This window comes from Dyella sp. PARNA 12/25 (assembly GCF_055702865.1).
Map to the genome: position 1 here is coordinate 114,002 of NZ_JBVQCI010000004.1, position 13,910 is coordinate 127,911.

Here is a 13,910-nt window from a genome sequence, read left to right on the forward strand (position 1 = left end):
CTCCTCAGCCTTGACCCAGGGTGGCTGGGAGCAGGCCGTCCACATAGGCCTCCGCGTCGAATACGCGCAGGTCAGTGGCGGTTTCACCCAGGCCCACGTAGCGAATGGGCAGGCCAAACTCGCGTGCCAGTGCAAACACGACGCCTCCCTTGGCAGTGCCATCGAGCTTGGTGACCACCAGGCCAGTGACGCCGACGATCTGGCGGAACTGACGCACCTGGTTCACGGCATTCTGGCCGGTGGTCCCGTCGATCACCATCAACACTTCGTGCGGTGCTTCGGTGTCGATTTTCTTGAGCACGCGGGCGATCTTGCCCAGTTCGTCCATCAGGCCGCCCTGGGTGTGCAGGCGCCCCGCGGTGTCGGCAATCAGCACATCGGCGCTGCGCGAGCGGGCGGCCTGCAGGGCGTCGAAGATCACGCTGGCGGAGTCGGCGTCCTGACCCTGGGAAATGACTGGCACGTTATTGCGTGCGCCCCAAGTCTTGAGCTGTTCCACTGCGGCGGCGCGGAAGGTGTCGCCGGCGGCAAGCATCACCTGGCGGCCATCGTCGCGATAGCGACGCGCCAGCTTGCCGATGGTGGTGGTCTTGCCCACGCCGTTGATGCCCACGGTGAGAATCACGTAGGGCTTGAAGCCATGCACGCTCAGCGGCTGCTCCACCGGCTTGAGCTGGGCCACCAGTGACTGGCGCAGCGCAGTGAGCAGGGCGCCGGCATCGGCGAATTCGCGCTTGTGCATGCGCTTGCGCAGGTCTTCCACCAGCGCGGTGCTGGCTTCGACGCCGACGTCAGCGGTGATGAGCGTGGTTTCCAGCTCGTCCAGCAGGTCGTCGTCGAGTTTGGGGTGGCGCGTGAACAGCGAGTTGAGGCCGCGTGCAAAGGCGCTGCCGGAAAGACGCTCGCGCCAGCTGCGCTTGGCCGGCACCGCTGCCTCGGCAATGGCGGCGAGTTCAACCGCTTCGTCTTCCGCGGGAGCTTCCGGCTGAGGCGGGGTTTCGGCCAGTGCTTCGTCCAGCGTGGGGCTGGCGTGGTCCAGTGAAGCGGCATCCGTGTCGTGTGCGAAACCGGCCGCTGGCGTGGGCTCAGCCGCAGGTGCGGCCGGCTGGCCCGGTGCGGTTTCGGCGGGTTTCTTCTTCCAGAACTTGAGCATTGAGGCGGCGATTCAAAGACAATGGACGGCATGCTACCACCCCCACCTGTACTCACCGCTGAGTTGTTCCTTTCATGAGGGCGGCGCCAGGGCGCGTCCGCATCATTGGCGGCCAGCTGCGTAATTCACGTCTCGATGTCCCCGACCTGCCGGGCCTGCGCCCGACGGCGGAGCGGGTGCGCGAAACCCTGTTCAACTGGCTGACGCCGGTCATCTCTGGTGCCCGCTGCCTGGATTTGTGTGCCGGCACCGGGGCGCTGGGCGTCGAGGCCCTGTCGCGTGGCGCCAGCAGCGTGCAGTTTGTGGAGCGCGACGCCAAGGCGGCGCAGGCCCTGCGTGACAACCTGTTGCGGCTGAAGGCACAGGGCGGCCAGGTGACCACGCTCGATGCGCTGGCGTTTCTGCAGGGGACGCCGCAGCCTTATGGCCTGGTGTTTCTGGATCCTCCCTTTGCGCAGGACCTGTGGACGCCGCTCGCGCAACGGCTGGAGCAGGGCGGCTGGCTGACCCCTGGGGCATGGATCTACGTGGAGTCGCCCAAGGTTGGTGTGCTCGCGTTGCCGGGCAACTGGTCGGTCCATCGAGAAGGTACGGCGGGCGAGGTGCGTTACGCGCTCTATCGCCGGATAACCCCGGCTGCCTGACGGCGGCGTATGGGTTTTCAGCATTTAAACGGGCTAGGCGGAGGCCCCGAACGGGCCTAAGCTAGCCGCCCCTGTCCCCCAGTGATCCGTCACGTGAACAAGTCGCCGGTCAACAAGCGTCTCGCCGTCTACCCGGGCACCTTCGACCCCATCACCAATGGTCATGCGGATCTGGTAACGCGTGCCGCCCCGCTGTTCGACCGCATCATCGTGGCCGTGGCCGAAAGCTCCAGCAAGGGTCCGGGTTTCAGCCTCAACGAGCGCATCGCGCTGGCGCGGCTGGCCCTGGCGGATCTGAAGAATGTGGAAGTGCGCGGTTTCGACGGTTTGCTCGCCCACTTCGTGGAAGAGGTGGGCGCGGGCGTGATCATTCGTGGCCTGCGCGCGGTGTCCGACTTCGAGTACGAATTCCAGCTGGCCAGCATGAACCGCCACCTGATTCCGCAGGCTGAGACGCTGTTCCTTACGCCGGCGGAGCAGTACAGCTTCATCTCGTCGACGTTGGTGCGCGAAATTGGCCGTTTGGGCGGCGATATCTCGGGGTTTGTGCATCCGGCTGTGCAGCAGGCCATGCGGCAGCGTTGGCAGCGTGAGCGCCATAGCGCGGCGGATTGAGCGTCGGCTTCGGTTCCTTGGCGCGGCTGTTGTCGCCTTGCCGTCATTTCCACCTCACCGTCATCCCCGCAAAAGCGGGGATCCAGCGACTTTCGGTTTCCCTCTGCGCCAAAAGGCACTGGATCCCGGCTTTCGCGGGGATGACGGTGAGGGTTTGATCGCGGTGAGGCACGGCTAACGGTCGGCGGTCGATAAGAGTGCACCACCCCGCACCGCAGCACGTCCGCCCGTGTCGGGCCAGCCCATCGTCGTGTATGCTCGCTCGCATCCTGCGGACAGGACAGTCGCTCGCCGCGGATCAGGGGTAGCAAGGCTGGCATGGCTGCATCGTCGCCATGGTGGCTTGTCGATATCCCGATCCACCGGCCCTGTCGCGTGACAGCCGGAAGGCCAAGTCATCCAACGGATTCAATAACCAGATTCCACCATCCAAGGTGACCACCATGTACAAGTACGCCCTTCTTGCCGCCCTCGCGATCACCGGCCTCACCGCTTGCAACCAGCAGGACGAGTCGCAGCAGTCCTCCGAGCAGCAGGCTGCCCAGCCGGCCGTTTCCAAGCCGACCGACCCGAACGACTCCAAGGCCTGGAATGCCTACCTTGGTTCGATCGTCCAGAAGAACATGCAGGGCATGACCGCCGCCCAGCCGTACCCGTACCTGGTGCCGGCAGGTGAGGGCGACGACGCCAACGCCGTGCGCCAGCGTCAGCTTGAGAATGTGCAGGACACCGTGGCCCGTGGCGTGCTGCCGGGCAACATGCTGGTGTTCGCCGGCCCGAACTCGGGCAAGACCGCTGACTTCGTGACCGAGGCGTTCAAGGACGCCAAGCCGGGCCAGTTCAAGGACGTGATCATCCTGGTGATCGGCGACGCTGCCGACAAGGATCGCGTGAGCACCGTGCTGCAGCCGACCGGTGCCACCGTGCGTTACGTGAACATGTAAGTTCCGGTTTTCCGGAGTGTTACCGAGCCCGCGGCACGTGAGTGCCGCGGGCTTTTTCTTGGCTCTTTCTTGGCTTTTTGAGGGCGGTGGAGGCGGTTTTCTGCGGCGGGTCAGGGCACGCCGGGGGCCCCCTGCATGTAAACTTGCGCGATGTCTCTGAAAATCCTTGATACCTGCGTCAACTGCGACGTTTGTGAACCGGTTTGCCCCAACAAGGCCATCTCGCTGGGCGAGGAGTACTACGTGATCGATCCGTCGCTGTGCACCGAGTGCATCGGTCACTACGACGTGCCGCAGTGCATTGAGGTCTGCCCGGTCGAGTGCATCATCATCGACCCCGAGCACACCGAAACGCATGACCAGCTCGACCTGAAGTACCGACACCTGATGGCCGCAAAGGAAAACGGATGAAGCACTTGTTGAACTGGCGTGTGACGCTGCTGGCTCTGCTCGTTTCCTCCAGCGTCGCTTACGCCGACAGCCGCCCGTCCGCCCCTTCCGCCACCACCCCTGCCACGCATGTCATCGCGCAGCGTCCCGGCCATGCCGGCATTGCCAGCGCCAACTTCCACGCGACGGATGCAGGCCTGGAAGTACTGGCCAAGGGCGGCAATGCGTTTGATGCGGCCATTGCAGTAGCGTCCACGCTTTCCATCGTGGAGCCCGAAAGCTCGGGCATCGGCGGCGGCTTCATGGCGGTTATCCATCGTGCCGACGGGCACGAGGTGTTTATCGACGCGCGCGAGACCGCACCGGCAGCGGTGAACCTGGACGACTACATCAACAAAGACGGCTCACCCAATCGCGACAACGCCCTCAACGGCCCGTTGTCGGCTGGCATTCCCGGTGAGCCCGCCGGCCTGGTGTGGCTGGCCGCGCATTACGGCCGGCTGCCGTTGAAGGAGTCGCTGGCGCCTGCCATCCGCATTGCGCGTGATGGCTTCAAACCGGATGGCCGCTTCATCAATGCCATTACCGAGCGCGAGCAGGAGATTCGTCGCTGGCCGGCCTCGGTGGCCAAGTACCTGCCGGGTGACAAGCTGCCTACGGCAGGCGAGGTGTGGCGCGATCCGGATCAGGCCCGCACGCTGGAACTGCTCGGCGAGCATGGCTTCGACGGTTTCTACCGCGGGGCAACCGGCAAGCAGCTGGTGGACGCCGTGCGTGCCGCCGGTGGCAACTGGACCGCAAAGGATCTGGAGAGCTACCAGGTGAAGGAGCGCACGCCCATCACGGTGGACTACCGCGGCTATCGCGTGGTCACCGCGCCGCCGGCTTCATCGGGCGGTGTGGCGGTGGCCCAGATCCTCAACATCCTGTCGGGCTTCGACCTCACCAAGCTGGATGATGCGCATCGCACGCATCTGGTCATCGAAGCCATGCGTCGCGCGTTCCGGGACCATAACGACTACCTTGGCGACCCGGACTTCGTGAAGATGCCGCTGGACATGTTGCTGTCGCCCTACTACGCGGCGGGTCTGCGCATGACCATCCTGCCGGACAAGGCCACGCCTTCGTCGATGCTGCCGGTCAGCATCGGTGTTGATCCGGGCATGCACACCACGCATTTCTCGGTGATCGACAAGGACGGCAACATCGCCTCGATCACGCTCACGGTGAACTACACCATGGGCTCCACCTTCGTCGCCGCCGGCACCGGCGTGCTGCTCAATGACGAGATGGACGACTTCGCGTTGGTGCCGAACAAGCCCAACGTGTACGGCCTGCTGGGCAGTGCGGCCAACGCACCCGCACCGGGCAAGCGCATGCTGTCGTCGATGACGCCGACCATCGTGTTCGGCCCGGATCGCGTTGGTGTGATCGGTTCACCCGGCGGCTCCACCATCATCACGCAGGTACTGCAGGGCGTGCTTGCCTTCATCGATGGCAAGGATGCAGCGGGTGTCGTGGCGCAGAAGCGCTTCCATCATCAGTACATGCCGGACCGCGTGGATATGGAGCCGGGGGTGTTCGACGCGAAGACGGCCGAGGCACTGACCCGCATGGGCCACACGCTGAGGGAGCGCAACCCGTGGGGCTTCATGAACGTGGTCACGTGGGATCTGAAAGCGAACAAGCTCGATGCGGCGAGTGATCCGCGCCGCGAGTCGGGCCTGGGCAAGGTGCAGTAACGATGCAAATGTGGTCGCTGATTGGAAACTCCCAGCAACTTGATGGCGGTGCCATGTTTGGCAACGCGCCGAAAGCGTTGTGGTCCCGCTGGATTGCACCGGATGCGGAGAATCGCATTCCGCTGGCATGCCGCTGCCTGCTGGTGAAGGATCTGGACGGCCGTAACGTGCTGTTCGAAACCGGCATCGGCGCGTTCTTCGAGCCGGCGCTGCGCGAACGTTATGGCGTGGTGGAAGATCGCCACGTGCTGCTCGATTCGCTGGCTCAGATCGGCCTTACGCACGAAGATATCGACGCCGTGGTGCTGTCGCATCTGCATTTCGACCATGCCGGCGGCTTGCTTGCCGCGTGGGAAGAAGGGCAACCACCGCGCTTGCTGTTTCCCAACGCGACCTATCTCGTCGGCGCTGAACATTGGCGTCGCGCGCTCAAGCCGCATCCGCGTGATCGTGCATCGTTCGTGCCCGAATTGCAGTCGCTACTTGAAGCGAGTGGGCGGTTGGAGCTGGTGGAAGGCGAGCACTCGCGCACGCTCGGTGAGGCGGTTCGATTCAGCTATTCAGACGGCCATACGCCGGGCTTGATGCTGGCGGAAGTCGGTGGCGTGGTGTTTTGTGCCGACCTCATTCCGGGGCGCTTCTGGGTACACCTGCCCATCACCATGGGCTATGACCGTTATCCCGAAACGCTGATCGACGAGAAGCGCGCCTTCCTGGAAGACAAACTGGCGCGCAACGTGCAGTTGTTCTTCACGCACGATCACGATTGCGCCGTGGCGAGTGTGGTGCGTGACGAACGTGGCCGTTATGGCACAGCAGGCGAACAACGCGAGCTGCGAGGCTGAGCTTCGCGGACAGAGGGCAGGGGGATCGACATGCAGCAGTGGATACGACGCGTGCTGGGGGCACTGTTGCTGCTGAGCGGCGCGGGCCTGGTGGCCATGACCGAGCAGGGGCTGCTTGATAACCGGCATGCCTCAGACCGACACGGCGGGCAGATTCTGGACGTGGGCTCGGGTGAGTCGCCGGACATGGCCCAGCACGGCTATCTCGTGCGCGTGGCGGGTCCGGTGAGGGTGGTGGAAGAGCCCTACGATCCGGACTTCGGCCAGCGAGCGAAGGTGCCGGTGTTGATTCGCCGTGTGGAGATGTTCCAGTGGCGTGAGATACGCGTGGGCGGCGACGTGCACTACGAACAGGACTGGGTGGACCGTCCGGTCGACTCGCGTCGCTTCGCGCAGCCCTCAGGACATACCAACCCGGAACGTTTCCCAATCGAAGGCAAGCAATTCGATGCGGGCCAGGTGCGTGTGGGCGGTTATGCCTTGTCGCCGACGGTGCTGCACGCGCTTCCCGGCAACGATGTCGTGACGCCGGACTTGAAGTCCGTGCCCTCCAATCTCGCCGCGAGTTTTGCGTTGCACGATCAGTATCTGACCACTAGTTCCCACCCGGATCAGCCGCGCCTGGGTGACTTGCGGGTGAGTTGGGAAACGGTACCCGTGCAGGTCGTTACGGTCTTCGCGCAGATCAACGGCGATGAATTGGTGCCGGCGGCGCATGCGGCCGACGGCAAGGGTTACGACGTGCAGACGGGTGAGCGCTCGTTGGTGGATGTGGTGCCTGACGTGCCGGCGCCGCCGTCGTTCGTCTGGCTGCGCCGTATCGCCGCGTTGTTGCTCGCCGCATGTGGTGCCTTGTTGCTGCTGCCGGAGCGGTCGCGTACGCATCACGACTTGCTGCTGGCCTCAGGGGCGGGGGCGTTGTTGGTGGCGGCGGTGGCTTGTGTGTTGTGGTTGGGGACGGATATGGCGGCGGGTGCGATTTGGTTTGGGGTGGCGCTGCTGGGGATGGCGGTGGCGGTTTGGCGGATTCGTGCTACCGCTGGGTGATGCTTTTGCGCCCTCTCTCCTCCGGGGGAGGGTCGAGGTGAGGGGCGGGTGCTCCCGATAAGGCGTGTTCCCCTCACCGTCATCCCGGCGCAGGCCGGGATCCAGTGACTTTCGCCTTTGATCCAGCGTCTCCGCCAGCGTGCCGCCTACGCGGCGGGCGTTTCGACCTTCTGCCGAAGGCCGAGTCACTTTTCTTTTGCTGGCCCAAAAGAAAAGTAACCCAAAGAAAATGGCCTATAGAGCTCTCGTAGCGTCGTGTGGAATACAAGCCTTGAAGGCTTCGATAATCGGCACCGCACGATCCATCCGACACACGGTACGGCTAAACCGCAACGCGCCATAGCGCAGAGGTGCTCTGCATGGCGTGGAATACAAGCACTGAAGGTTCCGGAGCCCGGATTGCGACAGGCGCAGCGCCGCCACACCGCGGCTACCCCGCAACGCGTCGATACCAAGAGGGCTTAAAGCGGCGGCTCGCTTTGCGACATGGCGTCCCGGCATTTCTGTAGGAGCGCACTTGTGCGCGACCGCAACGTGAGGTTCCAGCGCAAAGGTTCGGACACGCGAAAACACCCCATGAGGTAATGACAACGCTCTGCGGTCGCGCGCCAGCGCGCTCCTACAGGGTGGCGTTGGCTCTGGGCTTTTCGTTTTTGATCGTCGGGCCCCCTGTGCGGCGGTGAGGGGCGGCCGGGCTTTTTGCCCGGCAAGCGCCAAGCGGGGGTGCTCTTTCTTTTGGTAACTTTTGACGCGAAGCTAATCCCCGTGGGACTTTGGGCAAGCAAAGAAAAGTGACCCGGCGATCGGCAGATCGTCGGAAGCCCGCCGTAGGCGAGCCGGGTCGCCGTATTGCGACAACCGAGCGCAAAATCACTGGCCCCCGACCTGCGCCAGGGTGACGGTTCTAATGAAACGGTGAGTCGAGCACCCGCCCGTCACCACCGTGAAGGTGGCAATGCCACAACGCTCTCCCCCTAAGGGGAGAGGGTGCAAAGGGCCAACTCAATTCGGCCGCTGATCCGCAAACGCGTAAACATGATCCGCCCACTGCGTCGCCTCTAGATAAACCGCCGCCATGCGACGAATCACCTGTGGCTGCACTTCACCGCCACGCAGATCACCCGCTTCCCACGCACGAATCTGTTCCAGCAGTGGGGCAAACGGGCCGGTGTTTTCCAGCAGCGCACCACTGATCTCGCGTGCCAGCGGCAAATGCCACAGCACGAAATCCATTGGTGCTTCCATCAAGGTATCGAGCAATGAGAACAGGCCGGCGGTGAAGGCCATTTCGCGTTGTTCGGCGGGCATGTGCTGGGCAAGCTTTTCGCACATGTGCGCGCGGATGAGTGCGGCGCGCAGGAGTTCGGGCGGGCGATCCCCCATGCCGCTGAGCGCCATGGTGTAGATCCAGTTGCGGATGCGCGCGGCGCCAAAGAAGATCGCAGCCTGTTGCACGGATTTGAGCTGGCGCGGCAATGCGAAGTAGGCGGAGTTCACGCAGCCCAGCAGCTTGTAGCTGAGGATGGCGTCGTCGCGCACGATTTGTCCCAGTTCCACCGGGCCGGGGTTGCCGTCCTGCAGTGCTTTCATCAGGCGCAGCAGGTTCAGGCGGTTGGCGGTGAGCACGGGTACTTCCACCGGCTCGGGCTTGAGCAGGAAGCGGCCCTGGATGGCGTGCACCGGCAGCTCTTCGCAGCGGTGGTAGGTGGCGTGGTCGTCGACCTGGCCAACAATCACATGGGTGCCGCGGCCGTGCAGGTATTCACTGCGCGAGCGCAGGGTGGCTGCGTCGAGTTTGCTGGCGTCCAGTCGTACGAACTGCACGAACTTGAGCAGCGGCTCGACCGCGGCGTTGTATTCCAGCGGTGTGTCGCCGGCATCGAGCATCAACGGGCAGCCACGCTGCGCCATGCGCGCGAGGCGCTCTACCAGTGCAGGATCCGCCGCAGCTTCCGGCTTCAGCAGCACGCCGAAACGCGGCTGGTGCTGCAGCACATCGGTTTCTTCCATCAACAGTTCGCGCGTCAGCCGCAGAAAGGTGCGGTTGCCACGCACCAGGCGCGCGAGCGCGCCGTCGGTGATGGTGGCCAGGGCGCGGCGCATCAGTGCGGCCTCATCCTCGGCGTCGTTCTGGAACACGATTTCGTACGCGAACAGTTCGCGCTTGGTGTCCAGCATGGGCAGACGGATGACCGGCAGCGGGTGATCGCTGGCTGCAGCGGATGCGTCGTGGGCAGAGGGGATGGCCGCGGCTTCGCTCATGGTCACTCGATGTGATCGTTTAGTGGGAAAGGGCAGCGGGCGCTGCCGACAGGCGAGCGCGCGATTTCGTAGGGGGCGCGCGCATCATGGTTCTTACGCTTCGGCCAGGGATTGCGAGCGCAAGCTGGTGTGCAGTTCGCCTCCGCGGCCGTACACGCTTGCTTCGGTGTCGTTGCCGGTGAGTACCGCCAGCGCCTTGCGCACCTGCTGCAGGCGGATACCGACCAGGTAGCCGTTGCGCTGGTTGAGCTGTTGGCAGGCACGCAGCGACTGCAGAACTTCTTGCCACTTCGGCGCCAGCGTGCGGCTGGCGTCAGGGGCGCCCTGGCTCAGTTGCACGCGCTCGCCGTCGAGCTGTTCCAGCCGCAGCATCAATGCGTGCTTACTGGCGCCCGTGTGGTTGAGCGCTTCGACGTCGGCGGTTTCCAGGGCGGTGCGCTCGGTTTGAAGCGCATCCGTCAGTTGCTCCACTGCGAGCCGCATCTCCTCGACCGCAGCCGTCAGGGCATGGTCCAGTTCGGCTTGCAGGGCGGAGTTCATGGCTTGTTGTTGAGCTGGTTTTCGAGCGCGAGCATGCGGTCGGCAATGCGGCCGGCGTCGACCTGGTAGGTGCCGTTAGCCAATGCCTGACGAATCTGCGCCACCTTCTTGGTGTCGATCTCGGCGCCATGGCCGGCACGGGAGGCTTCCTGCAATGCGCGAGCGGAATCGGTCAGTTGCACGCGGTCATCCGAACCTGTGGTGCTAGCCGTGGCTTCGCTGCCGGCGGCGCCGGTCGCGTTCTGCGTCGAACTGCCCTGGCCGCTGGGGGCCTGGGGAAGTTTGGGCAAGCCGTTGTTGAATATGGTGGTGTTCATGGGGTCCGTTCTCTGAAGCGGTTTTGGCCCTGTTGCCAACAGCATCGGCCGTCAGGCCGCAAACTTTAATGTTACGTAGGGTCGCAAGCTATGGGAGGGCGAGTACCTCGCCCGGGGCGGTGACCATGGCATCCACCACCTTGCCCGAGCTGCCGTTGCGCACCCGCAGCCGCGAGCCGCTATCCCCGCTGCCCAGGGCCACCCCGTTGGCGCGCACTTCGATGCCGTCCAGGCGGGAGACCAGCTGTACCTGGTCGCCGGCCTTGACCGCGCTGCGGCCACCCAACGCACCGGGCGTGAGCACGCTGCCCACGCCAAGGGCGCGCGATAGCGAGCGTCCTTCGAGCTCGCCCATGTCGCTGACAAAGCCGTAGCCCAGGCGGGTGATGTCGCGTTCCTCGCTGTGCACGTCGTCGGCGCGCACGCCGTCACCGCGCTGCAAGGGGCGGGTGACTACCAGCACCTGCCGGAACACCTGCAGCTGCACGGGTATGCGAACGGTCCAGCCGTCCGCTCCGGGGCAGCGCACGGTGACGTTCATGCGTGGCATCAGCCGTGTGCCTTCCTGCAGGCTCGCATTGAGCGGTGCGGGGCAGGGCGCAAGCTGCAGGCGCGGATCGATCGCGGCGGCCTGGGCCACCACGCGATTGCCCTGCGTGCTGTACTGACCACGCAGCCATTGTTCGGCCAGCGTGCGTGCAGCTTCGGCCGGCTCCGCGGCGTGGGCGGGCAGCACGAGGGCGAACAGCAGCGTTGTAGCCAGCCGTCGCAAGGTCATAGATCGGAAAGCAGCACGTTGAGTTGGGCCAACAGCGTTTCGCGCTCGCTTTCGAGTTGCTGCACGAGCTGGCCGGCCTGATCGAGCTGGCCGTCACACAACAAGGTGGCGAAGGTGCTGCCTTGCTCGCGCAAGCGTGCTCCTGCGGCGGTCAGTGCGCTGGCGGCGGGGTGATGGGCGCGGCCTTCGGTCAGCCGATTCAGCGTGCGATTGAGTGCCTGCGTGTCGAACCAGCGACGATCGAGTGCGGCCGGCTCCTGCAAGGCCAGCTCCATGGCCTGGCGCAGGCTCTGCGCGGCTTCGCGGATGGTCAGGCTGAGGCTGGCCGGGTCGGAGCCGCTCTCAGTTTCCAGCCAGTCCAGCGCCAGTCGATGAGCGAGCAGGGCACCTCGGCTCAGTGCTTCGGTCTGGCGGCTGGCTTCCGCCGCGCGGCGATGCCACGCACCCAGCGCTGCCTGCGCGGCAACGGCGCGGGCGTGCTGGGCATCCTGATTCTTGTGCATGGTGCTGATGCGCTCGCCGATCTGGCGCAACGCCTCACCACTGTCCTGCAGCGAGGTTTCGGTTTGCGTCAGGCCGCCTTGTGCACGTTCGAGACGCTGCAGGCCTTGCTGCACATCGCTATCGAGCTGCTGTGAGAACTCGCCGATGGAACTGGTGACGCCTTCGATCTCACCGGTGGCCTGGCTGGTTTTCTCAGCCAACTGCTTCACCTCATCGGCCACCACGGCAAAACCGCGACCCGCCTCGCCGGCGCGTGCCGCTTCAATGGCGGCATTGAGCGCCACCAGGTTCGTCTGGTGCGCAATCTCCTGCACCACGCCGGTGAGTTTGCGGATCTGCGCTACTTCTTCGGCAAGCTTGCTCTGGTTGCGGTTCATCGCCGACAGGGCTGTACGCAACAGGCGAAGCTGGCCATCCAGCTCGCTCACGCTGCGCTCGCTGGCTTCGCCGGTTTGACGTGCGTAGTCCAGGCCGGTGGCAATCTGCTGCAGAGATGTCGAGATTCCGGCGCTGCCATCCGTCAAGCGACCGACGTCGTCACGACTTTCCTGCGCCGACTGGTGCATGGCCGACTGCTCGCGCACCAACTGTTGCGCCGAGCCCAGCACCAGGCCCTGCTGCTCCAGCGTCTGCAACGCCACGGCCGCTGGCGGCTTGGTGGTGGAAACCGCTACCAACAGCGGCGCCAGTGCCTTCGCGGCGCGCGGGTGGCGGGCGGACAACTGCGCCACCCGCGCCTGGTCGCCCGCCGCGGCGGCGTGCGCAAGCTCGGCTAGATGCTGGCTCCAGATCAGACTCATGGGTGGATCATTCCTTCCTATAAGGGTCGCCCCGGCATCGGCGGCAAACGTCGGAACTTGAGAAGCAAGCGACGTGCCACGTGTCGCAGGGCGCGCGAACAAGCGCTGTTCAAGCTGACGCGGGACTGGCCGATACGTGGGCGTAACCTGCGGCAATGCCGCCAAGCGAGGAGTCCGCATGAGCGGCGCGTGGATGGACAAGATCGAACAGCAGACCCGGCTGGCCGGGCACAACCGCATTGCCATGCTGTTGTTCCGCATGGGTGACGAGCAGCTGTTCGGCATCAACGTATTCAAGGTGCGCGAAGTGATGCGCCGACCGCCCATGGAGCGCATGCCCGGCGCACTGCCCTTGGTGGCCGGCAGTTGCGACTATCGGGGCACGACCATTCCGGTGATCGATCTGGCGGTGGCGCTTGGCTACCCCTCCTTGCGCGACGAGCCCTCCGCGCACCTGATGGTCACCGAGTTCAGCCGCACCGTGCAGGGCTTTCTGGTAGCTGAGCCGCAACGCCTGATTCACTGCGACGGCGAATCCATGGCAGCACCCGCACCGGCGCTGGGTTTCGGCACCCGCGTCAACGCGGTGACGCGAGTCGACGGCGCGCTGGTGGCGGTGGTCGATGTGGAACAGGTCCTGGCCAGCCTCAATGCGACACCCACTGAGCTGTCCGCCCCCATGCAACGCATCTCCCGCGTACACGACCTGCAACCGCGCCGCGTGATGGTGGTGGACGACTCGCTGGTCGCGCGTAATCAGCTGGTGAATCTGTTCCGCCAGATGGATGTGGAATGCATCGTGGCGCAGGACGGAAAGGAAGCCTTGCAGCGCCTGCAAGAGCTCGCGCAGGTGGCGGAGGATGACGGCGTGACGCTGGTGGTGTCGGATATCGAGATGCCGCGCATGGACGGCTACGCACTGACGCGTGCGATTCGCGAGACGCCTGCGCTGCGCTCGTTGAAGGTGGTGCTGCACAGTTCTATCAGCGGCATCTTCAATGAGGCGATGGTGCGAGAGGTGAGTGCGGATCGCTTTGTGGCGAAGTTTCAACCGGATCTGCTGGCGCAGACGGTGTTGGAGTTGATGCCGGAGAGGTTTGAGCAGTTCTGAGGCTTGTGGGCGCGCGGTCGCGCCCTAACTCCCTCTCCCCTCTGGGGAGAGGGTTGGGGTGAGGGAAAGGTGCTTGCGGGAGCGTGTGTTCCCTGCGGCGTCATCCCCGCGAAGGCGGGGACCCAGCGCCTCTGCTCTGATGTGAGGTTCTCGCAATTTGGCTCGCCTACGGCGGGCTTCCGACGATCTGCCGATCGCCGGGTCACTTTCTCTTGCTT

At 64.7% G+C, this 13,910-nt stretch carries 14 protein-coding genes; 8 read left to right on the plus strand and 6 right to left on the minus strand.

The genetic code is table 11. The features are described from left to right. Positions 1 to 4: 4 nt before the first annotated feature. The gene (gene ftsY, locus AC0GUR_RS10855) at positions 5 to 1,153 is read right to left on the minus strand and encodes a signal recognition particle-docking protein FtsY (RefSeq protein WP_472877493.1); all 1,149 of its coding nucleotides are present in this window, start codon (positions 1,151 to 1,153) and stop codon (positions 5 to 7) included. A gap of 74 nt (positions 1,154 to 1,227) precedes the next feature. Here ftsY and rsmD point away from each other — a divergent pair, with 74 nt between their 5' ends. The 7 genes from rsmD to AC0GUR_RS10890 all read left to right on the plus strand — a co-directional run bounded on the left by rsmD (position 1,228) and on the right by AC0GUR_RS10890 (position 7,380). Then, positions 1,228 to 1,797 carry a 16S rRNA (guanine(966)-N(2))-methyltransferase RsmD gene (gene rsmD / locus AC0GUR_RS10860; protein ID WP_472877494.1) on the plus strand — a complete coding sequence of 190 codons (570 nt, stop codon included), beginning with the start codon at positions 1,228 to 1,230 and terminating at the stop codon, positions 1,795 to 1,797. Positions 1,798 to 1,890: 93 nt separating this feature from the next. Next, positions 1,891 to 2,412, plus strand: a complete 522-nt coding sequence (gene coaD / locus AC0GUR_RS10865; RefSeq protein WP_472877495.1) for a pantetheine-phosphate adenylyltransferase — start codon at positions 1,891 to 1,893, stop codon at positions 2,410 to 2,412. A 443-nt stretch (positions 2,413 to 2,855) separates the two neighbouring features. After that, the gene (locus AC0GUR_RS10870; protein WP_472877678.1) at positions 2,856 to 3,356 is read left to right on the plus strand and encodes a hypothetical protein; all 501 of its coding nucleotides are present in this window, start codon (positions 2,856 to 2,858) and stop codon (positions 3,354 to 3,356) included. A 150-nt stretch (positions 3,357 to 3,506) separates the two neighbouring features. Next, the gene (locus AC0GUR_RS10875; RefSeq protein ID WP_472877496.1) at positions 3,507 to 3,767 is read left to right on the plus strand and encodes a YfhL family 4Fe-4S dicluster ferredoxin; all 261 of its coding nucleotides are present in this window, start codon (positions 3,507 to 3,509) and stop codon (positions 3,765 to 3,767) included. Further along, entirely contained in the window at positions 3,764 to 5,488 is a 1,725-nt protein-coding gene (ggt, locus tag AC0GUR_RS10880) for a gamma-glutamyltransferase (protein WP_472877497.1), read from the plus strand. The genes AC0GUR_RS10875 and ggt overlap by 4 nt, the downstream gene beginning before the upstream one ends. Positions 5,489 to 5,490: 2 nt before the next feature. Further along, complete coding sequence (locus AC0GUR_RS10885) at positions 5,491 to 6,333, plus strand: MBL fold metallo-hydrolase (protein WP_472877498.1); 843 nt, start codon at positions 5,491 to 5,493, stop codon at positions 6,331 to 6,333. A 30-nt stretch (positions 6,334 to 6,363) separates the two neighbouring features. Beyond that, positions 6,364 to 7,380, plus strand: a complete 1,017-nt coding sequence (locus AC0GUR_RS10890; protein ID WP_472877499.1) for a TMEM43 family protein — start codon at positions 6,364 to 6,366, stop codon at positions 7,378 to 7,380. A gap of 1,002 nt (positions 7,381 to 8,382) precedes the next feature. On the opposite strand, the gene AC0GUR_RS10895 is transcribed toward AC0GUR_RS10890, so the two are convergent. The 5 genes from AC0GUR_RS10895 to AC0GUR_RS10915 form a co-directional block, all read right to left on the minus strand. Then, positions 8,383 to 9,642 carry an EAL and HDOD domain-containing protein gene (locus tag AC0GUR_RS10895; RefSeq protein WP_472877500.1) on the minus strand — a complete coding sequence of 420 codons (1,260 nt, stop codon included), beginning with the start codon at positions 9,640 to 9,642 and terminating at the stop codon, positions 8,383 to 8,385. A gap of 93 nt (positions 9,643 to 9,735) precedes the next feature. Further along, positions 9,736 to 10,182 carry a flagella synthesis protein FlgN gene (locus tag AC0GUR_RS10900; RefSeq protein ID WP_472877501.1) on the minus strand — a complete coding sequence of 149 codons (447 nt, stop codon included), beginning with the start codon at positions 10,180 to 10,182 and terminating at the stop codon, positions 9,736 to 9,738. Continuing rightward, a complete protein-coding gene (flgM, locus tag AC0GUR_RS10905) occupies positions 10,179 to 10,499 on the minus strand; it encodes a flagellar biosynthesis anti-sigma factor FlgM (RefSeq protein ID WP_472877502.1) in 321 nt (106 codons plus the stop codon). Before flgM ends, AC0GUR_RS10900 begins: the two co-directional genes overlap by 4 nt. 88 nt (positions 10,500 to 10,587) lie before the next feature. Next, positions 10,588 to 11,277 (minus strand): flagellar basal body P-ring formation chaperone FlgA, encoded by a 690-nt coding sequence (gene flgA, locus AC0GUR_RS10910; RefSeq protein ID WP_472877503.1) that lies wholly within the window; start codon positions 11,275 to 11,277, stop codon positions 10,588 to 10,590. Further along, the gene (locus tag AC0GUR_RS10915) at positions 11,274 to 12,581 is read right to left on the minus strand and encodes a methyl-accepting chemotaxis protein (protein WP_472877504.1); all 1,308 of its coding nucleotides are present in this window, start codon (positions 12,579 to 12,581) and stop codon (positions 11,274 to 11,276) included. The genes flgA and AC0GUR_RS10915 overlap by 4 nt, the downstream gene beginning before the upstream one ends. A 178-nt stretch (positions 12,582 to 12,759) precedes the next feature. Between AC0GUR_RS10915 and AC0GUR_RS10920 the strand changes: the two genes are divergently transcribed. Then, positions 12,760 to 13,692, plus strand: a complete 933-nt coding sequence (locus AC0GUR_RS10920; RefSeq protein ID WP_472877505.1) for a chemotaxis protein — start codon at positions 12,760 to 12,762, stop codon at positions 13,690 to 13,692. The last annotated feature ends 218 nt before the right edge of the window (positions 13,693 to 13,910 follow it).